Genomic DNA, 26,497 nt, shown 5'->3' on the forward strand with positions numbered 1-26,497 from the left:
TATGATTGTTGCAAAAGCAGAAAAGGTTGAAAATGTGTCATCAGTCATAAAGTTAAACTTTGGTTCTATCATTGCGATGAATGTAGGCTTTTTTGGCATTCAGTATAGCTTTGGTTTACAGCAAACCAACATGACACCTATTTACTCTTACTTAGGTGCAAACGCAGATCAATTGCCATTGCTAAATTTGGCAGGGCCAATGACAGGTTTAATTATTCAGCCAATTATTGGTGCAATGAGTGATAAAACAACCAGCAGATTTGGTAGAAGAAGACCTTATTTTTTAATTGGTGCCATAATTTGTAGCATCTGTCTTTTTGCAATGCCTTACAGCAGTTCTATTTGGATGGCTGCAGGAATTTTATGGATTTTAGATGCTGGTAACAATATTACAATGGAACCATATCGTGCATTCGTGAGCGATAAACTTCCATCTAACCAACATGCACTTGGCTTTTTAACTCAAAGTTTTTTTACGGGTTTAGGTATTACGCTAGCCAATCTTACTCCTGGAATCTTAATAGCCGCGGGTTTAATTGGTATCCATTCGAGGAGCGATAATAACATTCCCTATACAACATATGCGGCTTTCTTTATCGGTGGAATTGTTTCCATAGGCTCAATTATGTTCAGTTGTTTAACAACTAAAGAAACGCCTTTATCCGAGGAAGAAGTAAAAAAGGTAAAGGCTGAATCAGGTGGCATTGCAAGGATTTTTAAAGATATCATCGCGGCTTTTAAGGTAATGCCTTCTACGATGAAAAAATTAGGGGCTGTGTATCTTTTTAACTGGTATGCCATGTTTGTGTATTGGCAATTTATTACACTTTGTCTCGCCAAAACCATTTATAATACTACCGATGCTGGTTTCGATGGTTTTGCATCTGCACAATTGCTAACAGGAACTGTAAACGGCGGTTACAATGTGGTTACTTTTATCGTTGCTTTTCCGCTCGCATTTTTTGCAAGAAAGATAACAGCTCAAAAAGTGCATTTGATAAGCTTGTTGTTTGGAGGCTTATGTTTGATTTGTTTACCAATGATTCATAATTCTACACTACTGTTTATTCCTATAATTGGTTTGGGAGTTGCCTGGGCAAGTATGATGGGTACGCCTTACGCAATGCTTGCAGGCAGTATTCCAAAAGCTAAAACCGGAATTTTTATGGGTATCTTAAATATGTTTATAGTTCTACCTATGCTTTTGGAGACTATAACCTTTAAATATGTTTATAAATATCTGTTAGGTCATAACCCCGAAAATGCAATAATTTTTGCAGGGGCATTAATCACAATTGCAGGTATAATGGTTTTATTGATTAATAAAAAAGATAACGTAACAGCAGTATAATGGTCGATTCGCAATCATATAATAAAGCTTTAAACCTTTTACGCGAGGCATCTACTACATTTGGATTTGTTGCAGCAGTAAAAGAACAGGACAATTACAAACGCGTTTGGACCAGAGACGGTGTAATTACCAGTATTGCTGCTTTGTTAAGTAATGATGAACAGCTGATCGAAACCGCTAAAGTTACATTAAACACAATTTTAAAAAATCAACATATAAATGGTTTTATGCCATCGAATGTATCTCCTTCAGATGGTTCAGTAAGTTACGGAGGTACATCAGGTAGAGCGGATAATCCATCATGGGCGGTCATTGGTCTTTGTGCTTATACTTTATTAACTCAGGATAATAGTCTTTGGGATAAATATCAGAAGGAAGTAGAGAATTGTTTCTTAGTATTGGAAGCATGGGAGTTTAATGGAAAACATTTAATCTATGTACCTCAAAGTGGTGATTGGGCTGATGAATACATTCAGCATGGTTATATTCTTTTCGATCAGCTTTTACGTGTTTGGGCATTAAGATTGGCCTCAAAATTATCAACAAACAAAACTTGGGCAGATAAAGCACTACAAATCACAAATTCTATAAAAGCAAATTACTGGAAAACTGAAAACCATCCCAATGTTTATGCACCAAATCTGATTCATCAATTGGAAGATGCCTCTGCAGATTTCTGGTTAATGGGTTTTAACCCATCTAGAATTTATAATTATTTTGATTTGCAGGCTAATACATTTGCTATGCTACTCGCATTTGGTAATGATTTGCAAAATAATAAAATAATAATTCACATAAAAGGAATTTACGCAAGCAAACAAGCTCTTTTGCCGTCATTTCACCCTACAATTGAAGAAGAAGATGCTGATATGAATGATCTTAAAAATAACTATGCTTATGCTTTCCGTAATAAACCAAATTATTTTCATAACGGAGGATTATGGCCTGTTTGGAATGGCTGGTTGGTTGGAGCTTTAAGTTTACAAGCAGAAACCGATTTTGCAAAAACCATATTGGGTACTATTCATGAATCCAATGCAAAAGAAGATTTATTTAACGAATGCTTACACGGTACTGATCAAAAACCGTGTGGCGTACCAAATTGTACATGGAGTGCAGCCGGAGCAATAATTGCCGAACAAGCACTAATAAATGAAGATTTTAAAAAGCTTTTTAAATTTTAACATAGATGATAAAGGACTACGCAAATAATATTTCAGGGAAAAAAATTTTAGTGGTTGGAGAACTTCTTGTGGATATTATCTCAAATGATAATATAGAATCTCTTGCTTTTTCATCACAATTTTCAACCAATCAAGGTGGCAGTTCAGCAAATTTATGCGCAAATTTAAAGTGGCTCGGAATTGATACAGAACTCGTGGCTACAGTTGGAGATGATAATTTAGGTTCATTTCTTATTAATGAATTAAAAACCGTTGGTATATCAGATACTTATATAAATCGTTCAAAGAATAGACAAACGAGTATTGTATTAGTTGCTAAAAGTGAGCATACTCCAGATTTTATTCCTTATCGCAGTGCAGATTTATCAATAAAAAGGGTGGAAGATTCTATTATAAGTGCATGTAGTATAATTCATACCACAGCTTTTGCGCTTAGTAAAGAACCTGCCCGAAGTAATATCTTATGTGCTTTTACAAAAGCGAATCAAATGGGTAAATTTTTGTCTGTTGATTGGAACTTCGCTCCATCTATATGGCATGAAGATGATGGAAAGGAAGTTTTTAAACAAATATGTAAACTTAATCCGTTGTTAAAGATTAGCCTAGATGACTTAGAAAGGTTTAATGATGATAATTTGAGTATTGAAGAATGTAAAGCATGGCTGGATAAACTAAATACTAAAGCGATATGCCTTACCTGCGGAAAAGAAGGTGTATGGTTTAAAGGTCAAAATCAAAACTGGACATATAAGCCAGCACTTCAGGTTGAATCAGTAGTTGGGGTAACAGGTGCTGGTGATGCTTTTTGGTCGGGGTTTTTATCGCATTTTATTAAAGATGCACCATTGGATGCATGTGTAGATAATGCGCTTGAAATTGCCAAACTTAAAATTGAAATTCCTACACCATTGTATAAAAAAAAATCATTAATTCATTAATATAAACTAACTGGAAACTATGGAGCATTTACCACCTTAAAATTTATAATTAAAGAAATCAATAAAAAATAAATTTTACTAACCAATTAATAAATCAATTATGAACATGACTCTACCAAGCAATTGGTCTGTTTTACCTATAAAACAGAAATTGTATTCACTAGAGAAACTTATTGTCTTGAGTTTCTTTATGCTCTTTTTAAGCACGGCTGCTTTTGCGCAAACCGTTGTAAAAGGGGTTATTCTCGATAGTGATAAACTGCCATTAGTAGGTGCAACCGTGCAGGTTGTAGGTACAAGTACAAAAACACAAAGTGATGCAGAAGGTAAATATCAAATCACTGTACCATCAGCTACATCAAAATTATTAGTAAGTTTTGTTGGTTTCGAAAGCCAAACAGTAACCGTAGGCAATCAGACAATCATTAACTTTACACTAACATCATTAAATAATTTAGATGCAGTTGTGGTTGTCGGCTATGCATCGGTGAGAAAGAGCGATTTAACTGGAGCTGCAACAACAGTTTCGGCTAAGGATTTTAACAAAGGTCCGCTGAACGCTCCCGACCAATTAATTCAAGGTAAAGTAGCTGGTGTACAAATGATTAACAACAGCGGTCAGCCAGGTGGTGCATCTACAGTTCGTATCAGAGGTAACTCTGCAATTACAGGAACAGGACAACCTTTATATGTAGTTGATGGAGTTGCACTTGACGGAAGATCAGCAAGACCATCATCTAGTGCAGGAATTGGTACTGCACCAGATGGTAATCCATTAAACTTTATCAATCCAGCCGATATCGAATCGATGGAGATTTTAAAAGATGCATCTGCAACAGCAATTTACGGTTCACGTGCTGCCTATGGTGTGGTTTTAATTACGACCAAAAGAGGTAAATCCGGCGACACGAAAATTGATATTAGTGCTTCAGCAGGTGTAAGCAATATTGCAAGGAAAGTTGATGTTTTATCTGGCGATGAATACCGTGCTGCATTATCAAGGTATAACCTTACCACCGGTAATTTTGGTTCGAGTGTTGATGCACTTGACGCAATTACCAGAACAGCTTACAATCAAAACTATTCTGTTGGTATTAGCGGTGGTGCAAATGGAAATACATTCCGTGCCTCATTGGGTTATCAAGATCAGCAAGGTATTATTAAAACAACTGACTTTAAAAAATACAGTGCTGGTTTTAATGGAAACTTTAAGTTTTTAGAAAGCAAAAAATTAGGTCTTGATGTAAACATGATCAGCAACCAATACTTAGAAAGTATTGCACCAATTACGACTGATGCTGGTTTTACAGGAAGTTTAATTAGCCAGGCATTATCATGGAACCCAACGCAATCATTTTACAATCCTGATGGAAGTTTATTCATTGATTACGGCTCTACAACGATTAATCCAATGGTTGCATTAGCTGCAAATAACGATAAATCAAAAGTATCAACCATTTTGGGAAGTGTTTCTCCATATTACAAAATTACCCCTTGGTTAGAATATCGTATGCTTGCAAGTGTTAATTATAGCACAGGTATCAGAAGAGCATCAACCAGAAGTTTCTTAAATCTTCAGAATATTCAGCCGTCAGGTGCATTTCTTGGAGGTTATGCAAGTTACTCTAACAGCGAATTGATTACGCAGCAATTTACCAATACTTTAAATTTCAATAAAGAAATTGTAAGTAAATTAAATTTAAACGCAATTATCGGTTATGAGTATTCTAATTTCATAAATAAAGGGACAACCAATACCGCTACCGGTTTTGGAGAAATTGATGGTGATTATACTGATGCCTTCCAAACAACGGCACCGGCAAACCGTACGTTTTCTGCTTACAACAGTCCAACTACAGAATTGCAATCATACTTTGCAAGGGCAATCTTTAACTACGATAGCAAGTACATTTTAACAGCTACTTTCAGGGCAGATGGTTCTACTAAGTTTGGTAGATCTAACCGTTATGGATACTTTCCTTCGTTCGCCGCGGCATGGGATATTAAAAAGGAAAACTTCATGGCAAATACCGAATGGATTAATCAGTTAAAATTAAGAGTAGGTTATGGAAAAACCGGTAATCAGGATTTCCCATCAGGTTCTGCTCAACAGCGTTATGATTACGGTAACTCAAATGGAGCCCCAACCTTAATTGCCATTAACAATGCCAATCCAAGTCTTAAATGGCAGTCTGATGTTCAAACAAATGTAGGTATAGATTTCGCTGTGTTAAAAAACAGACTAACAGGTTCTGTTGATTATTTCAATAAAAAAACCAACGATTTGTTATTTCCTCAGATTTCATTCGTACCGGCAGTGGGTGGTAACGTACCAACCTGGGTAAATTTACCTGGTCAAATCATCAATAAAGGTTTGGAGTTAACTTTAAATGGAAACATCATCGAGCAGGATAATATTTCCTGGTCTTTAGGTGGTAATGCAACTTTCATCAAAAATGAAGTTCAAAACATCAACGGTATCATTAAAACAGGTTCATTAAATGGTCAGGGGTTAAGCGGTGTAACTACAGAAGTGATTCAAAATGGTTTACCATTATTTGCAATGGTAACCAGACAATACAATGGTTTGGATGCCAACGGATTTTCACTTTATACTGATGATGGTTTTACCAACTATTATGTAGGTAATCCAAATCCGAAGGTTATCATGGGTTTAAGTACCAATTTCAGATATAAAAAATTGTCTTTCACAGCTAACTTTAATGGAGCATTTGGACAAGACATTTACAACAACACAGCAAACTCTGTGTTGGCAATATCTAACTTAGGTACAAGAAATATTTCTTCTGCTTTGGCAACTTTACCAGTTCCAGAATCATTGGCAAATCCAATTGCTGCATCATCAAGATATATTGAAAAAGGTGATTATGTAAAATTGGCTAATGCAACGCTAAACTATAATTTCGGAAATATTGGTAAGGCAATAAAATCATTAAATGTTTACGTTAACGGACAAAATCTTTTCGTAATTACCAATTACACTGGTTTCGACCCTGAAGTTAATGTTAATAAAGGTGTGAGTGGTGTTCCATCGGCGGGTATTGATTATACAGCATACCCAACCGCAAGAACATTCAATTTTGGTGTTAATTTTTCTCTATAATTTTTAATAAATAAAGACATGAAAAATAAATATATTTTCGGTTTTGCTGTGGTTGCCCTAAGTTTTTCGGGTTGTACCAAGCTTGATGAAAACCTGAACGGACAGGTAGGTAGTGCAGGTGTTTCGGGTGGTAATGTTGCCAGTTTATTGGGTGCAACTTATGCCGCTATGATTGGACCATACCAGGCTCCGTGGAATTGGGCTGCTTTACAAGAAGTAACTTCAGACGAGATAATTGTTCCAACAAGAGCGGGTGACTGGGATGATAATGGTGCATGGCGTTCGTTACATTTACATAAATGGGCTCCGGATCATACCAGAATTTCTGATGTTTTCAGAGATTTAAACAGTATTTCCTACGTAGCAACCAGCGTTTTAGGCGCCAGTCCTACGCCATCTCAGGCTGCACAGGCTCGTTTTTTACGTGCTTTTGCTCAATTCTCTATTTTAGATGGATGGGGACAAGTACCTTACAGAGATGCAGGAGAAGATGTAACCAAACCATCACGCGTTAGAAATGCAGCTGATGAGATTGCTTATTTAATCAGCGAGTTGAACGCAATTATTCCTGATCTGCCAAACGGACCGGCAAATGTTGCTAATAAAAATGCGGCTAAAATGCTTTTAATGAAAGTTTACTTAAACAAAGGTGCTTTCTTAAACCGTACTACACCAACATTTGACGCTGCAGATATGGCCAGAGTAATTGCTCTGGCAGATGAAATTGCCGCTGGTGGATATACTTTAACTGCTAACTATTTTGATAATTTTGCACCAACAAATGATATTCTGTCAAAAGAAAACATTTTTACGGCACAAAATCTTGGAGGTACTGCTGGTAGCGATTTAGATGGTCAATGGAAATGTACAACACATTATAACCAAAATCCTAGTGGTTACAATGGTTTTTCTACGCTATCAAATTTTTACGCAAAATTTGAAGCCAATGATACCAGAAGAGGTGGTTCTTATACTGGTCAAACCAATGTTTCTGGTATCAGAATTGGCTTCCTTGTAGGTCAGCAGGTAAACCAAAATGGCGTTGCTTTAAAAGACAGAAAGGGCAATCCACTATCTTTTGATCCTCAAGTTAGCATCATCGAACGTGATCCAAATCACTTAGAGATTGCCGGTATCCGCGTTATAAAATACCCTATCGATTTTGCAAATTCGGGTTCCAACAAACCAGATAACGATTGGGTTTACTTCCGCTACTCTGATGTATTGTTAATGAAAGCTGAGGCTCAGTTAAGAACTTCGCAAACAGCTCAGGCACTTGCATTGGTAAACACATTAAGAACGGCTAGGGGTGCTTCTGCATTAACGTCTTTAACGCTGGATGTTTTGATAGATGAACGCGGTCGCGAACTTTATTGGGAAAGTTTCAGAAGACAAGATTTAATCCGTTTTGGTAAATTCCTTGCTGCTTGGCAAGAAAAACCAGCTAGTGAGGCTAAATATTTAGTGTTTCCAATTCCTGATAATCAGCTTGGTAACCCTAATCTTCTTCAAAATCCAGGGTATTAAGCACGATTTAATATCTTAAATGCCAGAGGTTGCATCGTTAACAGATTATCTAATAATTTGATTTCGGTTCAACCTCTTGCTTTTTTAAGCCTTAGTTTTTATAGGTTTAAGCTTTACAAATCATCAACTAACTAATCATGAAAAACAAATTTTTATTTTTATCTTTTCTAATTCTCAGTTTTAGTTCTAAAGCGCAAGATGCATGGAAAATTAGTGCTGATAAAATTGACCCAAACAAATACTTCGGCATTACTGCTGCTAATGGAATTCTAGGCATAGTATCATCTCCTCAACCATTTAAAGTTAAAAATGTGATTTTAGCTGGTGCTTATGATACTTATGGTCGTGGAAGGGTAAGTAATTTTTTAAATGGATTCAATTTGCTAAACATGTATATCGAAATTGATGGCAAACGTTTAGACGAACAGAATACATCGAACATGCAGCAACAGTTGGATATGAAGCATGCAGCTTTTACCACTCAACTTCAATTTGGAAAAAAGGCAAATGTAAAATACACGTATTATGCGCTTCGGCATTTGCCTTTTACCGTTTTAATGGATGTGACTATTACTGCAAATGAGGATTTAAAATTAACCGCTGCTAGTGTAATGGAAACTCCTGATGCGTTACGAGATGTAGAGAATTATTATAATGAAATCGATAGGCCTCATGTAACTTTAAGTTTACTCACTTCAACGGCTAAAAGTCCTACAGGCAAGTTACAGCTTTGTGCTTCGAATAGTTTTTTATTTACAGAGCAGCATGGGAGTGAACCCAAAATTATCCATGAAATGTGGGATAATAATAGTCATTTAATGAAGTTTAGAAAAACTTTAAAGGCCGGAGAAAGCTACACCTATTCTGTTGTAGGAAGTACTATCAGTTCTGCTCAACATGCCGATCCGCTGAATGAAGCGGAGCGAATGACGATTTTTGCCAAGCTTGAGGGGCATGACAGGTTGATTAAATTTCATAATTTGGCATGGGATGAACTTTGGAAATCAGATATTTTAATTCAAGGTGACCCACAAGCGCAACAGGATGTTCACAGTATGTTGTATCATCTAACTTCATTCTCCCGTGCGGGTACTTCTTATTCACTATCACCAATGGGCTTATCGGGTTTAGGTTATAATGGTCACGTTTTTTGGGATACGGACATCTGGATGTTTCCGGCATTACTTGTTCTTCACCCCGACATTGCAAAATCTTTAATTGAGTATCGATATGAGCGCTTAGAACCCGCTAGGCGGAATGCATTTTCGCATGGCTATAAAGGTGCTATGTACCCATGGGAAAGTGCCGATTCTGGTGTTGAAGAAACGCCTGTTTGGGCTTTAAGCGGTCCTTTCGAACATCATATTACAGCCGATGTTGCCTTGGCAGCATGGAATTACTATTGCGTAACCCAAGATAAAGAATGGCTTAAAGAGAAGGGATGGCCAATTTTATCGCAAACAGCTGATTTTTGGGCAAGTAGAGTAGAACGAAATGGACCCAATCAGTTTGACATAAAAAATGTAGTTGCGGCAGATGAATGGGCTGAAAATGTAGATAATAATGCCTTTACAAATGCTGCGGCAAAATTGAATCTGGTTAATGCAAATCTTGCAGCAACTATTTTAGGTTTGCCTCAAAACAAGGATTGGGATTTGGTTGAAAAAAATATTCCAATTTTAAAGTTTGCTGATGGTGTAACAAAGGAACATGCAAGCTACAAAGGCGAGGGAATCAAACAGGCCGATGTGAATCTACTGGCCTATCCTTTAAAGATCATAATAGATAAAAATCAAATTGAAAAGGATTTAGCTTATTATGAAACACGTATTCCAGATGAAGGTACGCCAGCAATGACACATGCAATTTTTGCACTTCTGTACGCAAGAACAGGGAACGCAGAAAAGGCTTACAGTTATTTTAAAGAGGCGTATCAACCGAATTTAAATCCTCCTTTTAGAGTCATCGCTGAAACTAAAGGAGGCACAAATCCATATTTTGCAACCGGCGCAGGTGGCGTTTTACAAAGTATGCTTATGGGTTTTGGTGGTCTTGATATAACCAGCAAAGGTATTATTCAACTGAAAAGTATATTGCCATCTAATTGGAAATCTATTAAAATTACAGGAGTTGGTATTGAAAAAAAGACTTTCATAGTTACAAATAAAAACTAGCTCAAAAGCTGGAAGTAAAAAAAACCTCATAATAGATTTTAACTATAAGGATATAAAATTTAATGATTGTTATTGTTTCCCTTTAAATCCTATTTTTATGGTATATTAATTTTAGTAAACAATAACCAAAATATAATATTCATAAAATGGAAAACGATTCAAATGATATTAGCAAATGCCCATTTCATAATGGCAGCATGAAACACAATACTGGAGGCGGTGGTACGAGAAATAATGACTGGTGGCCAAATCAATTAAAACTGAATATTTTACGTCAGAATTCTCCTCTTTCAAATCCTGATAGAGATTTTGATTATGCAGAAGCTTTTAAAAGTTTAGATTTAGAAGCAGTTAAAAGTGATTTACATGCGTTAATGACTGATTCTCAAGATTGGTGGCCTGCAGATTTTGGACATTATGGCGGCTTATTTATACGTATGGCTTGGCACAGTGCCGGAACCTACCGTGTAGGTGATGGTCGTGGTGGTGCAGGTGCAGGCTTGCAGCGTTTTGCCCCTTTAAATAGCTGGCCTGATAATGTGAGCTTAGATAAAGCCCGCAGGTTGCTTTGGCCAATTAAACAAAAATATGGTCAAAAAATCTCTTGGGCAGATTTAATGATTCTTGCCGGAAATATCGCTTTAGAATCAATGGGTTTTAAAACTTTTGGTTTTGCTGGTGGCCGTGCAGATGTTTGGGAGGCAGATGAATCTGTTTATTGGGGTTCGGAAAGAACTTGGCTAGGTGGTGATATTCGTTATGCACATGGTTCATCGGGTGTAAAAGGTGAGGGTGTACTGGTAAGCGATGATGATGCTGACGGAGATGTTCATACCCGAATTTTAGAAAAACCACTTGCTGCGGTACAAATGGGTTTAATTTATGTAAATCCAGAAGGACCTGATGGAAATCCTGACCCGATTTTGGCAGCTAAAGACATACGTGAAACATTTGGCCGAATGGCAATGAATGATGAAGAAACTGTTGCATTAATCGCTGGCGGACATACATTCGGTAAAACCCATGGTGCAGCGCCTACAGACCATGTGGGCAGTGAGCCTGAAGGAACTGATTTAGAGCACCAGGGATTTGGGTGGCACAATAGCTTCGGTTCTGGAAAAGGTACTCATGCCATTACAAGCGGTTTGGAAGTAACCTGGACAACCACACCAACACAATGGAGCAACAATTATTTTGAAAATCTTTTTGGTTTTGAATGGGAATTATCTAAAAGTCCGGCCGGAGCACACCAGTGGGTAGCTAAAAATGCCGAGGCAATTATTCCTGATGCATTTGATGCGACTAAAAAACATTTGCCAACCATGCTTACCACAGATTTATCGCTAAGGTTAGATCCGGCTTATGAAAAAATATCACGTCATTTTCTGGAAAACCCAGAAGATTTTGCAGATGCTTTCGCTCGTGCATGGTTTAAATTAACTCACCGCGATATGGGGCCTATAACTCGGTATTTAGGTGCCGATGTGCCGCAGGAAGAATTATTATGGCAAGATCCAATTCCTGTAGTTAATCACCCACTTGTAAATGATAGTGATGTTGAATCACTAAAAGCAAAAGTATCGGAATCTGGTCTGAGTATAGCTGAATTGGTATCTACAGCATGGGCATCGGCATCAACTTTCCGTGGTTCAGACAAGCGTGGTGGTGCAAATGGTGCGCGTATCCGCCTTTCGCCACAAAAAGATTGGAAAGTTAATAATCCTGCGCAATTGCAAAAAGTGTTATCTGTTTTACAAGGCATTCAAGAAGAATTTAATAGTTCTAATGTAGAAGGTAAAAAAATATCATTGGCTGATTTAATTGTACTTGCTGGTTCAGCTGCTGTAGAAAAAGCTGCGGCAAATGGCGGTCGTCATATAAATATTCCTTTTCTTGCTGGTCGTATGGATGCTTCGCAAGAGCAAACAGATGTAGAATCTTTCAGTTATTTAGAGCCTGTAGCCGATGGTTTCCGTAATTATCGCAAGGCAAAAATATCAGTTTCAACTGAAGAGTTGTTGGTTGATAAAGCGCATTTACTTACTTTAACTGCTCCTGAATTAACTGTTTTGGTTGGTGGTTTGCGTGTACTTGATACCAATTTTGATGGTTCTAAAAATGGTGTTTTTACACAAAATCCAGGACAATTAAGCAATGAATTCTTTGTGAATTTATTGGATATGAACACGGCCTGGAAGGCAACATCTGATGAAAGTGAAACTTACCTGGGTAGTGATCGGAAAACTGGACAACCTAAATGGATGGCTACCCGTGCAGATCTCGTATTCGGGTCTAATGCAGAACTTAGGGCAATTGCCGAAGTTTACGGAAGTGCTGATGCAGGTAATAAATTTGTAAATGATTTTGCAGAAGCATGGACTAAAGTAATGAACCTTGATAGGTTCGATGTAACCAAGAACTAATAGATAAGACTCTTAAATGTAGTTTAATCGAAAAGTAAAAATTTGTAATTAATTAGAGGCTGTATTCATTTAAAATTTATGATAATAGCCTCTTTTTCATTCCCGCCAAATGAAATGCTAAATTGAAAACCTAATTATTTATTCATAATTTGGACTTATGCTTTTTGAGTTTAGCCTTTACAGCTGTCTTCTTCTCATCTTTTTCTTTCATATATCAGTATATAGTTTTTTGTTTTTTAAAAGAGCTATAAAACTAGAAAACTATGCAGATAAATTAATGGGTTGGTTTTTGCTCATTGCTGCGCTTTTGATTATCCCTTTTATGGTTGGCTTTGCTGGCTGGTACGATAATCAACCTTATCGCGATATTCTATTTTTTGTTCCTTTTGTACACAGTTTGTTTATTGGGCCAATACTGTATTTCTACACCCAGTCTATCTTTAATTATAGTTTTCGTATAAAAGGAAAAGCACTTATACATTTATTGCCAGGTGCACTATACTTGGTAATTAATGTGGCATTAAGCTTAATTGATGTGCTTATCTATAAAAAATACCATCTAACCAGCGAATACGAAGATCCTGATTTCGCCACTTGGTACACACTTCTTTCGATGGTGAGTGTGCTTATCTATCTATTCTTATCCATACGATATTATAATCAATATAAAAAATACACGGCCATTGCTACATCGTTTGCAGACCAAGCAAGTTTAAAATGGCTTAGGAATTTTCTCTATGCATTTGCCTTGTTAAGTGTAATGCCAATCATAAGAGCAATACTTTCTAACTTTACGTTTTTCGAGCGCATGCGGTATTTTGGACCTTGGTATTACTATGTAGGTTTTGCAATTGTTGTTTATTATATTGCTATTAATGCCTATCATGCCGTTTATTTGCCACTGTACAAAATCCAATTCGATCCAATTTTATTATCTGGATTTGATGAGGAACAAGTAACTTCGATAACAGAAAGCAAAGATTCTACAATTGCAATAAATGAACCTTTAGTTGTTGATGAAAAGATGATTGCGCTTAAATTAGCGCTAATTCAATTAATGCAGAAGGAATTTTTATTTGAACGCTCGGATCTAACTTTAAGCGAAGTTGCCAAGAAACTTCATACAAATGCTGTTGTTTTAAGTAGGGCTGTAAATCAGCAATTTGGACTTAATTTTAACGACTACATTAATCAATACCGGGTTAATGCAGTAATTGAGCGATTATCTCTACCCGAATTTAAAAATCAAACTTTACTTGCCATTGCATTCGATGCAGGTTTTAATTCTAAAGCGACTTTTAATCGAAGCTTCAAAAAGTTTACAGGCAAAAACCCGAAAGATTTCCTGAATTAAAATAAATAGGTTGCAAATTATAATTTGAGCCCTCATAATGTTGCCTCAAATTATGATTTGAAGCGATAGCCTATTGGATTATGATGAGTTTTGATGAAAAAAGCTCAATCATGAAACACTTCTTAACTTACTTGTTTTTATGTTTTATCAATTTATCAGCCACTGCACAAAAGCCTGATAGTATTTCGATTAAAACGGATACATTAAAATCTTTTCGCCTTAACGAGGTGAATATAAAAAGCGCTGTACCAATAATTCAGGTTAAGACAGATAAAACACAATTAAATGTTGATGCCATGCCGAATTCAGTTGGCTTAAATGCACTAGAACTTTTAAGGCAAGTGCCTGGTGTTACTGTAGATGGACAAGATAACGTAAAAATTAGCGGTAAAAACGGCGTTCAGGTTTTATTAGATGGACGAATCCAAACCTTGAATGCACAACAATTAAGTGCCTTGCTGAAAGGTACATCTGCATCTAACCTAAAAACCATTGAAGTGATCTCAAATCCATCGGCTAAATACGATGCCGCTGGAAATGCCGGAATAATTAACCTTGTTTTCAAAAAATCTGGAGCTTACGGCACAAGCGGTAGCCTAACTGCCGGTTACCAAAAAATGGATAATTACAGGCAAAATGGTGCTTTCAATTTAAATAATAAAGGGAAGAAGATTTCAGTTTTTATAAACGGAAATTTGGATAATAGTTTACAGTTTACAAAAGTGAATAGTAATCGTATTTTATCAGATAAAATTTTGACGCAGAGTGGATTAGAGAAACAAGGTTACAGCAATTCTATGGCTCGGGCTGGTTTAGAATATGTTATAACAGAAAAACAAAAAATTGGTATGATTTCTAACTACCAGCGTACATGGGATGATTTTCCTTCGCAAGCAAATACCCAAGTATCAGGAAATACAAATGATTTACTTTTAACCAATACCTTAGCTAATCTCACAGAAAATCGCTTGTCGAATAATTTTAACTACCAGTATCAAGGTCTAAATGAAAGTAAGTTGATTGTAGAAATAGATCAAATGCATTATACATCTCAATTGGGTAACAAGGTTGATAATCTTTTTACAACATCTGGATTAGCTACTTTATTTAACAATGAAACAAAAAGTACAATAAATTTATATTCTGGTAAGGTTGATTATAGTCGTAAACTTGGAAAGGGTAACTTCGAATCAGGTATTAAATTTTCATCCAGCAAAATCGATAATACTTTGAGAGGATTTCAAAATGATGCGGTTGGTACACGTTTAAATCAATTTAATGATTTTAATTACGGTGAAAAAATCGCAGCCGTTTATGGAAGTTTTGAGCGGAGTTACGGAAAATTTAATGTACAATTAGGCTTAAGGGCAGAATATACTAAGATGAAGGGCATTTCGGTAAACGAAATTGGTTTCGAAACAGCTTTACCGGATACATCTTACCTTAATCTTTTCCCAACTTTGTTTCTAAGATATCAACTAAGTGAGAATAGCAGCATGGGTTTTGCATACAGTAGAAGGGTAAATCGTCCGTCGTTTCAAGATCAGAATCCATATATTTATCGAACGGATTTCTACTATGCATCGCAGGGTAATCCGTTGTTACTGCCTCAATTTACCCAAAATTTGGAGTTCAATTACACTTTCGATGGTCAGCGACAGTTAAAATTAAATTACAACTCAACACGCGATTTAATAGAATTTGTACGAACCCAACAAGGCGACCAAACATTAGAACTGCCAATAAACGCTGGGGTTCGGAGCTTTTTAAATATCAGTTTGAGTACGCCATTTACATTTTTTAAAATTTGGTCTGGTTATTTCTCTGCCGAACCATATTATCAGTTTTATAAAGCTGATTTAAGTAAATACAATGGCTTGGCTAGTATAAATAGAGGTGGAGCTGGCTTTAACGGATATATAAGTAATACTTTTAATCTAGGAAAAAATTGGAAGGCTGGTTTAAGCAGCTGGTTTAATTATGCAAGTCGGTCATCTATCTACAGTACCAAAGCCATTTACAGTGTAGATTTATCATTAAAAAAATCTTTTTTTAATGATAAGCTAAATTTAAATTTGGCCATGAGAGACGTGTTTAATACACAAAAATGGGAGCAAACTGCTATCATCGGACAAATAAACCAAACCAACTCCAGAAAGTGGGAAAGCCGTGGCGTTTATGTAGGATTAAACTACATTTTTGGAAATAAGAAAGTTAAAAGTTTAGGTACTGATAAAAGTAAGACAGAAGAACAAGAAAGGATAAAATCAAGAGGTTAGCATTTTATGCTGCAGGGATATTTTTTTATGATTCATGCTTATAAATTTTTATTAAAACAATCTTAGGTTTTAGAGTGTTTGCCTTCAAGAATTATGTATAAAGCCAAATATTGAAGCCAATAATAAAGTTAAAATTGTACTGTAATGAGATAATTACATCAAGAATTAATTTAGTTATTTGGTTTAACTTATTTCTTGGTAATTAATAAATAATTAATTTTTTTTGCATAAAATTATACAACTTGACAACAGAAAATATACCTCAAACACAACGCAAACCAGTTGTTTCAATAATCTTGCTAGTACTTGGCCTGGGTTTATTGTTATGCGTAGAAGGCTACTATGGTTTTCGATTGCACACACTTTCAGGTCAGCAGAAGGAGATAAAGGAAGATTATTCAAATGTAAATAATATTACGTTAGGTTTATTCTCTGTTGATCAATGGCATGATGAAGTTGCAGGAATCTTAAAAAATCAGGTGCGAAATTTTAAGATGACACCGAAGCAAAAAAAAGCGCTTCAGGTTGAAGTGGAACAAATTATTCTTGCTCTGATTAATAAAGCAGAAGGCTTAATTAATAAACCACAAAAATCAGTAAGTGGAAAAATAACAAGGTTTGCTGTAAGAAATTTTGTGGATACCGATGATATCAAAGCTCAGATTCCTGGATTTGCAAAAACTATCATCGCACAGGTAGATAACCCGACCAATAAAAAGCAATTGAGTACAATGGCTATGGGTAAGTTTACACAAATGGAAAACACAGGTGTTGTTGATAGTCTTTTATCAGAGAAAGAAGCTTTAATTTCTAAAGTATATAAAAAATATCAAGTTAAAACAGTTGATCAATTTAATAATAAGCTAACCAATTCGCTAGAGAATATTAAAAATCAAACATATACCTATTCATTCATCATGTTGATTGGTATTGTTGTGGTTTTGTCGCTCTGGTGGATGCTTAGAAGAAGAGTTGAGCTACATGCTACACTTTTTATTATGTCGTTATTATTTGCCTTTATACTGCTGGCGGTTGGTTTAATGGCATCGATGATAGAGGTTGACGCACGTATAAAATCATTAGATTTTGTGCTTTTAGGCGAACATGTGGTATTCAAAAATCAGGTATTATTCTTTCAAAGTAAAAGTATTCTTGATGTTGTTGAAGTATTAATTAAGCAACCGGCTGTTGATTCGATACTTGTGGGGATATTAATTTTGGTTTTTAGCATTCTCTTCCCTGTTATGAAATTGAGTTCAACAGGAATTCATTTATTAGGGAAAAAGAAATTGGCCGAAAATAAGGTTATCAAATACTTCGCTTTTCAATCTGGCAAATGGAGCATGGCCGATGTAATTGTAATAGCAATTTTGATGGTTTACATCGGCTTAAATGGTTTGTTAGAAACACAGTTAGCAATGTTAAATATAAAGAGCGATGCCTTAACCATAATCACTACAAATAATACGGCACTACAGCCTGGTTACATTATATTCATCAGTTTCGTGCTGTATGGTTTAACATTATCAACAATTTTGAAATTTATTACGCCGCATGATTCTCACTAGCACGTTTCCTAAATCTTTAAGTTCATTATTTTAATTTAATATAGCTTTGACAACTCATATACAAGAACCTTCAGCTAAAAAAAATAGTCTGGCCAACGTTATACTAATCATCGCACTAAGTATATTGCTTGCCGGTATGGCTTATTTTGGATATCGTTTGCGCCAAACTTCTATAGAAAGAGAGCAGATAAAAGAAGATTACAGCATGGTTAACAACATCACATTTGGTCTTTTTTCTGTAGATCAATGGAGAAATAAAATCGTTTCTGTGGTAGAAGGGCAAGTTGGTGATTTTAAAATGACTGCTAAGCAGAAAAAGGAATTGCAATCGCAAGTTGAGGCACAACTTAGTGGTTTGGTTAAAAAAACTGTTGCAGAATTTAATAAACCACAAAAATCGATAGGTGGTAAGTTAAAGAAGTTTGCGTTTAAACAATTTGTAGATCCGAAGAAAATACAAGCACTAGTTCCATCATTTGCCAGAACAATCATTGCAAAGATTAATAGTCCGGCAAGTATTAAAAGACTAAAAGGCATTGCAACGAGTAAAATAGATCAGTTAGAAAAACAAACTTACGATAGTACAGAATTTGCTGGAGTTGCAGTTACAAAGTACATCGCTAAAAAATATAATGTATCTGATCCTGAACAATTCAATAAGAAAATTAGTACCCGTTTAGAAGGGATAAATAAAGATACCCAAAATGCTGCTTGGGCAATGATTACATGCTTAGTGGTTGCGCTAGGAATCTGGCTGATAATGAGAAAGCAAACGCAGCTTCATACCACTCACTTTATTGTTTCGTTATTGTTTGCCGTTGTGATATTAGCGGTTGGCATAACCACACCAATTATTGAAGTTGATGCAAGAATACAATCTCTAAATTTTATGCTGCTTGGCGAAAAAATCGTGTTTGAAAACCAAGTGTTATTTTTTCAAAGCAAAAGTATATTAGATATTATTTGGGTTTTAATTAAACAGCCTAAACCAGATTCGGTAGTTATTGGCGCACTTATTTTTATTTTCGTAATCATATTTCCGGTTTTAAGATTGATTGGCAAGGGGATTCACATTTTGGGAAATAATAAATTCGGAGAAAATAAAGTGGTTAAATATTTAGCATTAGATTCTGGCAAATGGGATATGGCAGATGTAATGGTAGTTGGAATATTGATGACTTACATTGGTTTAAATGGAATTTTGAAAAGCCAGTTATCTAATTTAAACATCCATAATGATTTTTTAACAACAATGACTGTTAACAACACCTCGTTGCAGCCAGGTTATTTTGTTTTTGTTGGCTATGTGGCTTATGCAATAATATTATCTGTAATTATGAAAAGAATTACACCAAATGATACCATCATTTAATTTATAAGGTTTTTTCATTGTAACATATAGGGATTTATTAAGTTGTTTATTGAACCAATTTCATCAGCCATAATAGTTGATGATTTTATATAACTTGAATATTTGCAGATTTTGCCCAGTTTTTGCTAAAAGCATTTCCTTAAATTTATAAAGTATATTTTTGGTCGTGCCACTACTAAGTGGTGTGGATGGATTATGCTTTTAAATCAAAATAACTTAAATTCTCTGGTAAAGAATATCTTAAGGGTTGTTCTTTTCACCGCTCTGATTGCTACAAATACATTAAAAAGTTTCTCACAATCGCCGTGGATTGCACTCGGCAAAAAGCCATCAACTTTAGCGCTGGAGCAAGGATTTTTAACTTTTGATGCAGACGATTTTAATTTAAAACTTGTAAGATCCTCGCAAACAGTAGCTGGATTAAGGCCCAAAACGGTTAAAGACTTCGATTTTGTACCAAGTGATAGCTTAAAAGTGAGAAGTTCTGATGGACTTTATCATTTAGGTGATATCAATTTAAAACTCAGAATTGGAGATGATCTAACCTGGAAAAGTTACAGCACGGCTGCTAAACGCAATCCTGTCAAAAACCTTTCCGTACCAAATGTACTTGCAGCCGCCGATTTAAGTCAGACATTAGCTGCAGATTTTCCATTAGCCTTAAAAAGATTTTGGGAAATGAAAGCAGGCAAATTAGTTTTACGTTTCGAATTAACCAATAAAACAACTCAAAACATAGAAATAGGTGCCTTGGGTATCCCAATGATATTTGATAATATTTTAGAAGGTAGAACACTCGAGCAAACCCATGCAAAAAACGTTTTTTACGATCCTTATATCGGTAAGGATGCAGGATACTTGCAGGTAACCAGATTAAGCGGTCATGCACCATCATTAATTGTTACACCTTTAGGAAAAACTCCTTTCGAAGCTTATAATCCATTAAATGATGATAAAACACCGCGTGGAATTGCTTTCGAAGGTTTTTATGAATGGATGGTTTACAGTAAAGTTTATGCTGAAAACGAATGGAAAGGAGTGGAGCAGTGGAATACGCCGACTTCTATTGTTCTAAAACCGGGAGAAATAAAAACCTACGGACTTCAATTCATTTTATCAGGAACGGCAAAAGATATCGAAAATACACTTATAGAAAACCGCAAGCCGGTTGCTATGTCGGTTCCGGGTTATGTGCTTCCAAAAGATGTTGATGCAAAATTGTTCATCAACTATCATAAAAAAATCAAATCTATTAATATTTATCCTTTAAATTCTTTAACAGTTAAATCAATTGGTTCTACTAAAAATGGTTGGAAAAGCTATTCTGTAAAAGGAAATTATTCTGGAAGAGTACGATTATCGATAACTTATGCTAATGGATTAATTCAAACCATAAACTATAAAGTTATCGAGCCTGAAAGTGAAGTAATAGCTAGTTATGGAAATTTTCTAATAACAAAACAGTGGTTTGACAAGGCTGATAACATCTTCAAACGTAATCCTTCGGTAATAACTTATGATTATGAAAAGCAACAACAGGTTATTCAGGATAACAGGGCTTGGATTGCTGGTTTAAGTGATGAAGGAGGTGCAGGTTCATGGCTTGGCGCAATGATGAAGCAATTGGTTCATCCTGAAAAGGCCGAAATTGATAAGCTAAAACAATTTGTAGATACAGTGATGTTTGGCCGGATTCAACTTAAAGATGGGCCTCAGAAATATGGCGTTAGGAAAAGTTTATTTTATTACGCACCCGATTCTTTGCCAAAAGAGACTTATTTTAAAGACATCAATTTTAAAACCTGGTCTGCATGGCCAAAAAAAGAAGCCGATAACCTTGGCCGTTCATACAACTATCCTCATGTTGCTGCCGCACATTGGGTAATGTATCGCCTTGCTCGCAACCACCAGGGATTGGTTGAGGAAAAATCCTGGAAACAATATTTAATTGATGCCGCTGAAACAGGTTTAGCAATGGTAAATATTGCACCATACTACGCACAATTCGGGCAAATGGAAGGCACAATTTTCTACCTGATTTTAACCGACTTAAAAAATGAGGGATTAACTTTAGAAGCAGAGAAACTTGAAGGCGAGATGAAAAAGCGTGCTAACCATTGGCGTTCGCTTGATTATCCTTTTGGAAGTGAAATGCCTTGGGATTCAACCGGACAGGAAGAAGTTTATGTTTGGTCTAACTATTTTGGCTACCAGGATAAGGCAAAAGTTACTCTTGATGCAATCCTGGCTTATATGCCAGTGGTGCCGCATTGGGCTTATAATGGTAACGCCCGCAGGTATTGGGATTTCTTATACGGCGGCAAACTAATGCGAATTGAACGTATGATTCATCATTATGGTTCGGCACTAAATGCCATCCCTGTTTTGATGGATTATCGTAAAAATCCTGATGATTTTTACCTGTTGCGTACTGGTTACGGCGGTTTAATGGGTTCGATTTCCAATATTACCAAAGATGGTTTTGCACCTGCTGCTTTTCATGCATATCCTTCAACTTTAAAGAATGATGGCATTACAGGCGATTACGGTTCTGGTTTTTTCGGTTATGCGGTTAATACATCATCGTATATTTTAAAACATAAAGAGTTTGGTTGGCTGATTTTTGGCGGAAACCTGACTGAAAATCGTAATATCATCCGTGTAAAATTAACTACGGCAGCAAAATCATCAATTTATGTAGCACCTGCCGGACTTTGGATAACCTTAGATGCAGGAACAATCGACGAGCTAACTTACAACACCGTAAATGGTGAGATTCGTTTAAGTTTAAGTAAAGCTGATGAATACACAAATAACGCAGTGATAAGAATAAGCCAACCAGCGAAAGTGAATGGTGTGGGTAAGTATTCATTGAAAGATAAAAGTATTGGAGAACGAGGTGCTTATGAAGTTAAGTTGTCAAATGAAATATCGTCAGAAGTAATATTACTCAGGTAAGTAGTAACGGTTTTTGATTTTAATAAATTTTTATATTTATTTCGGTTTGTGAGTTCATAGCCCTGATGAAAAGGAGATGACGTTATTCAAAAGTCATCCTTGCTGATGTGGCTTTTTCAGCCGGCAAAGCAATCTTTCTAATAATATTAAATTAATTTTTATGCAGAAAGGATTACTTCATGCCAATGTATATCCAAACGCTTCAATTCGCAATAACGACTTTTTGAATTTAAGGATGCTCCTTTACAATCCTTAGGCCATAAATCGGGCCAGCGCTGTTTTTAGCCTTCGGGAATAACTTAACCGTCACTTTGCTCTTCTCTTTGGTCACTTCGGTTGGAATTTTATAAGAAACATCATAAAATCGGCTTTCTTTATACTTATTTAAATCTTCAGTGGCAATGTTTACGCCATCAACTAAAATATCAAAAATTCTGCCCCTGTTATCCATTCCCCAATATGAAGCAATGAGGGTGTTTTGAGAACTTGGGTCTACTTTAACATCAAATTGAAGAAAACCTTCTTCGCCAGCTAATCTCCATTTCCGGCCATGTTCTTCGCCCATAGATTCTTTTGCCGCGATAAAGTTATGGTCTCTTTCCGGTTGCATTTCGCCAAAGCGAAAAATATCGGTCGTTTTATCTTCAAGCTCTTTTTGTTTGCGTTTTTGTTCATCATAAATTTTTTGTTGAACCACCCATTTTTCAGGTGTAAAAACATCCCAATAAACACTGTAATATTGATTTTTAGTTTGATAAAACGGAATCATGGTCACTTCTTGTGGTTGTGCGGTTTTAACGGTTTGAAACTTTAGTTCCTGCTGATTAACCATGCTTAACCAATCTGTCGGGTCGTTATTTGCACTAACAAATACCGGAACTCCTTTTATAGGGTCTGGTTCTGTTGTGCCCAAAACGCCTGCTAATAAAACCGGGCCGTAAAAAACAGCTCTTCGGTCAGCATTATCTGGCATAGCCTCCGTGTGCAATTTTTCGGGTGTTATGTACGTTATTTTATCATTGTTTTTCCAGTTGCGGCTAATTACATAATAACCAGTTTCATCAGCTGTAATTTTCTGCAGCATACCATTTACACCAATCATAATTCCTTCCGACCATTTTGGTTTTCTTAAACGGATAGAGAAATTTGAAGCTTTTGTTGTTTTAATTGTCAGTTCAGTTTTATTACCCTGTGGCAAAAGCGTTTGTTGTTTTATTTTAATTCCTTTTTCTTTCCAGTTAAGTGTAGAAGGAATAAATAAGTTAACATATAAACTGCCATCGCTACCTCTGAAATAAATACTTTCATTGTATTTAACATGGTTTTCCATTCCGGTTCCAACACAACATGTAAACGTATTAAACTTATCACTATATTCTTTTTTACCACCCATACGCAATGGAACAAAATAACAAGTCATACCGTCATCGTGGTTTTGCGAAGCCAGGATATGGTTATAAAGTGCTTTTTCGTAAAAATCGAATAATTCTGCCGAAGGGTTTTCTGTAAACAAATGTCCAGTAAGTTTAAGCATGTTATAAGTATTGCATGTCTCGGTTGTATTTTCGGTAAGTTTATCATTCAATTTATTTGGCTCACTTAAATATTCATAATTACTGTTTCCTCCGGTTACATAAGAGTGGTTATAAACAATAGTTTTCCAAAAGAAATCTGCAATGGCTTTATCATTTTTATCACCTGTAATTTCGTGCCTTCTGGCGCTGGCTATAACTTTTGGAATCTGTGTGTTAGAATGTTTCCCAGGTAAAATATCTTGCTGTTTTGCTAATGGATCAAGAATGCGCTTGTCATAAAATTTGTAAGATAAATTTAGGAACTTCTTTTCGCCAGTTATTGCATACAAATTAACCAATGCATCGGCCATGCCGCCATATTCGCAGAACAGCATTTTTTGTAGAAGTTCATCATTTAAGCCTCCGATTGTATTTTGAGTCCAGTTTGCCATGCCAATACATTCATTAAGTGCTTTGTTATTTCCTGTATAAAGATAGGCATCAAGCAAACCTGCCATCACCTTGTGAACGGTATACCAAGGCGACCAGCCACCGTTTAAATCAAAACCACCTGATTTAATGTTGCCTTTTGCAACTTCGGCCCAAATGGCATCTTCTTTCGGAATTGCGCCTATATATCCTGTTTTTCTGACTTTTTGACATTCTTCAAGCTGTTCAACAATGTAATTCACTTTTTGAAGAAATATTGGGTCTTTTGAAGAAGCGTATTGCATCGAAATCGCCGATAAATAATGGCCTAAAGTGTGGCCCGCTAATCCATCCGATTCCCAACCTCCGTAAATTTCTGCTTTGGGTTCCAATCCTGCATTTTTTCTGAAACCTGATAATAATCTATCTGGCTCAATTACCGTTAAATAAGCCTCATCAGCTTTCATGGCCATTTTAAAAGTGCTTTCCAATAAAGTTACTTGCGATAAATCAAAAGCGTAAGCTTTAATTGGTATAACATTCTTAACTTTTATTCTGCTATCTGCAAAATGTGGTAGGTAATTTTGAGCATCAACACTTGTAGAGTATAGTAGTGAGTAAATTATTAAGCTTTTGATAATTATCTTATTCATGACTTTTGTTTGTGATTTGGTATTCAGAAGGAATAAAATTATTGAAATTGTGGTGGTAATAGCACCTTTTAATTTGCTGCTATTGTGCAGATTTTACCTTTATTTTCTTTTAAGAAGAGATTTATTGCGATTTTTATACCATTACATAGCTTATAATTTGCAATTATAACCCATATTTTAGCCATTCATTTCAAAATCTATCGGATGAAGAAAGCTTTTGGGATATTTGTTTAACACCAAAATATATGTTTGATAAAGATATTTATATTGAAAGAAGAAAAACATTAAAATCTAAAATTCAAACGGGAATAATACTCCTTTTAGGAAATGAGTATAGTCCTATGAATTATGCTGATAATACTTACCATTTTAGGCAAGATAGTACCTTTCTATATTATTTTGGCATCAGTGAACCAGCTTTGGCTGCAATTATTGATATGGATGCGGATGAACTAATTCTTTTTGGTAATGAGATGAGTATTGATGATATCGTTTGGATGGGCAGGCAGAAAACGCTGAAAGAAAAATCAGAAGATTCGGGCATTGAAAAAGTTCTGCCTACTGATAAACTCGAAAGCTATTTAAATCGATATAAATATGAAAGTGGAGATATTCATTTTTTACCACCTTATCGCCCAGAGAATAAAATTAAGCTGGCTAATTGGTTTAATATCCCTTTTGATGGACTAAAAAATGCGGCATCATTAAAGCTTATCAGAGCAGTTGTTTCGCAACGATCAATAAAATCTGCTGAAGAAATCGTTGAACTTGATAAAGCAGCCGCTACATCTGCCGATATACATTTAATGGTTATGCAACAGGCTAAACCAGGTATGTATGAAAGGGAACTTGCGGCCAAAATTCAGAAAGCAGCCTTAGCTTCCGGTGGAAATCTTTCTTATCCAGCAATTTTAACTGTACGTGGTGAAATACTGCACAACCATTACCACGCCAATATTTTAAAAGCAGGACAGATGGTGCTTAACGATTCGGGCGTTGAAACCGCCCTGGGTTATGCCGGAGATCTTACCCGAACCTTTCCTGTAAGTAAAAAATTCAGTTCTGAGCAAAAGGAAATTTATAACATTGTGTTCGATGCCTATACCAACGCTAAAAATGCTTTGGCACCGGGCGTTCGTTATCTCGATGTGCATTTAACCTCATGCAAAACCTTGGCGCAGGGGTTAAAAGATATTGGTTTAATGCAAGGCAATGTAGATGATGCTGTGGAAGCCGGTGCACATGCTATGTTTTTTCAATGTGGAACTGGTCACATGATGGGATTGGATGTTCATGACATGGAAGATTTGGGTGAACAATATGTTGGTTACACCGATGAACTTAAAAAGAATACCATGCAATTCGGATTGAAATCTTTGCGATTGGGTAAAGAATTGGAAACGGGTTATGTTTTGACCGTTGAACCTGGCGTTTACATCATTCCCGAGCTTATCGATAGGTGGAAAGCAGAAAATAAATTTGCTGAATTTATTAACTATCAAAAGTTGGAACAGTTTAGAGATTTCACAGGAATCAGAATTGAAGATGATTTCCTTATCACCGAAAACGGAAGTAGAATGTTAGGTAAACATTTGGCTCAAAGTACAGAAGAAATAGAGGCCATAAGAGCCGAAGCTTATTAATAAACT

At 35.9% G+C, this 26,497-nt stretch carries 14 protein-coding genes; 13 read left to right on the forward strand and 1 reads right to left on the reverse strand.

Translation table 11 applies throughout. The features are described from left to right. The first annotated feature begins 1 nt into the window (after position 1). From IEV50_RS09015 to IEV50_RS09070, 12 genes are all read left to right on the forward strand, one after another. Positions 2 to 1,351, forward strand: coding sequence for an MFS transporter (locus IEV50_RS09015; protein ID WP_188413255.1), 1,350 nt, complete (start codon positions 2 to 4; stop codon positions 1,349 to 1,351). Next, positions 1,351 to 2,535 carry a glucosidase family protein gene (locus IEV50_RS09020; RefSeq protein WP_188413257.1) on the forward strand — a complete coding sequence of 395 codons (1,185 nt, stop codon included), beginning with the start codon at positions 1,351 to 1,353 and terminating at the stop codon, positions 2,533 to 2,535. Before IEV50_RS09015 ends, IEV50_RS09020 begins: the two co-directional genes overlap by 1 nt. A gap of 5 nt (positions 2,536 to 2,540) precedes the next feature. Continuing rightward, positions 2,541 to 3,473 (forward strand): carbohydrate kinase family protein, encoded by a 933-nt coding sequence (locus IEV50_RS09025; RefSeq protein ID WP_188413259.1) that lies wholly within the window; start codon positions 2,541 to 2,543, stop codon positions 3,471 to 3,473. Between the two features lie 100 nt (positions 3,474 to 3,573). After that, the gene (locus IEV50_RS09030; protein WP_229746681.1) at positions 3,574 to 6,597 is read left to right on the forward strand and encodes a SusC/RagA family TonB-linked outer membrane protein; all 3,024 of its coding nucleotides are present in this window, start codon (positions 3,574 to 3,576) and stop codon (positions 6,595 to 6,597) included. Positions 6,598 to 6,615: 18 nt separating this feature from the next. Next, positions 6,616 to 8,124, forward strand: coding sequence for a RagB/SusD family nutrient uptake outer membrane protein (locus tag IEV50_RS09035; RefSeq protein ID WP_188413261.1), 1,509 nt, complete (start codon positions 6,616 to 6,618; stop codon positions 8,122 to 8,124). A gap of 137 nt (positions 8,125 to 8,261) precedes the next feature. Further along, a complete protein-coding gene (locus tag IEV50_RS09040) occupies positions 8,262 to 10,298 on the forward strand; it encodes a kojibiose hydrolase (protein WP_188413263.1) in 2,037 nt (678 codons plus the stop codon). Positions 10,299 to 10,444: 146 nt separating this feature from the next. Next, positions 10,445 to 12,721 (forward strand): catalase/peroxidase HPI, encoded by a 2,277-nt coding sequence (gene katG / locus IEV50_RS09045; RefSeq protein WP_188413266.1) that lies wholly within the window; start codon positions 10,445 to 10,447, stop codon positions 12,719 to 12,721. A 229-nt stretch (positions 12,722 to 12,950) separates the two neighbouring features. Beyond that, a complete protein-coding gene (locus IEV50_RS09050; protein WP_188413268.1) occupies positions 12,951 to 14,075 on the forward strand; it encodes a helix-turn-helix domain-containing protein in 1,125 nt (374 codons plus the stop codon). A 110-nt stretch (positions 14,076 to 14,185) separates the two neighbouring features. After that, positions 14,186 to 16,354 (forward strand): outer membrane beta-barrel family protein, encoded by a 2,169-nt coding sequence (locus tag IEV50_RS09055; RefSeq protein ID WP_188413270.1) that lies wholly within the window; start codon positions 14,186 to 14,188, stop codon positions 16,352 to 16,354. 242 nt (positions 16,355 to 16,596) lie between these two features. Next, positions 16,597 to 17,922: a paraquat-inducible protein A gene (locus IEV50_RS09060; protein ID WP_188413272.1), complete on the forward strand. Its 1,326-nt coding sequence runs from the start codon at positions 16,597 to 16,599 to the stop codon at positions 17,920 to 17,922. Between the two features lie 46 nt (positions 17,923 to 17,968). Then, positions 17,969 to 19,294 carry a paraquat-inducible protein A gene (locus IEV50_RS09065; protein WP_229746682.1) on the forward strand — a complete coding sequence of 442 codons (1,326 nt, stop codon included), beginning with the start codon at positions 17,969 to 17,971 and terminating at the stop codon, positions 19,292 to 19,294. 195 nt (positions 19,295 to 19,489) lie between these two features. Continuing rightward, positions 19,490 to 22,252: a DUF5695 domain-containing protein gene (locus tag IEV50_RS09070; protein ID WP_188413274.1), complete on the forward strand. Its 2,763-nt coding sequence runs from the start codon at positions 19,490 to 19,492 to the stop codon at positions 22,250 to 22,252. Between the two features lie 229 nt (positions 22,253 to 22,481). Here the strand turns inward: IEV50_RS09070 and IEV50_RS09075 are convergent, their stop codons facing one another. Continuing rightward, complete coding sequence (locus IEV50_RS09075; RefSeq protein ID WP_188413277.1) at positions 22,482 to 24,848, reverse strand: glycoside hydrolase family 127 protein; 2,367 nt, start codon at positions 24,846 to 24,848, stop codon at positions 22,482 to 22,484. Positions 24,849 to 25,093: 245 nt separating this feature from the next. Between IEV50_RS09075 and IEV50_RS09080 the strand changes: the two genes are divergently transcribed. Beyond that, the gene (locus tag IEV50_RS09080) at positions 25,094 to 26,491 is read left to right on the forward strand and encodes an aminopeptidase P family protein (RefSeq protein WP_188413279.1); all 1,398 of its coding nucleotides are present in this window, start codon (positions 25,094 to 25,096) and stop codon (positions 26,489 to 26,491) included. Positions 26,492 to 26,497: the final 6 nt, after the last annotated feature.

This window comes from Pedobacter mendelii, from assembly GCF_014635725.1.
GTDB classification, from domain to species: Bacteria; Bacteroidota; Bacteroidia; order Sphingobacteriales; family Sphingobacteriaceae; genus Pedobacter; species Pedobacter mendelii.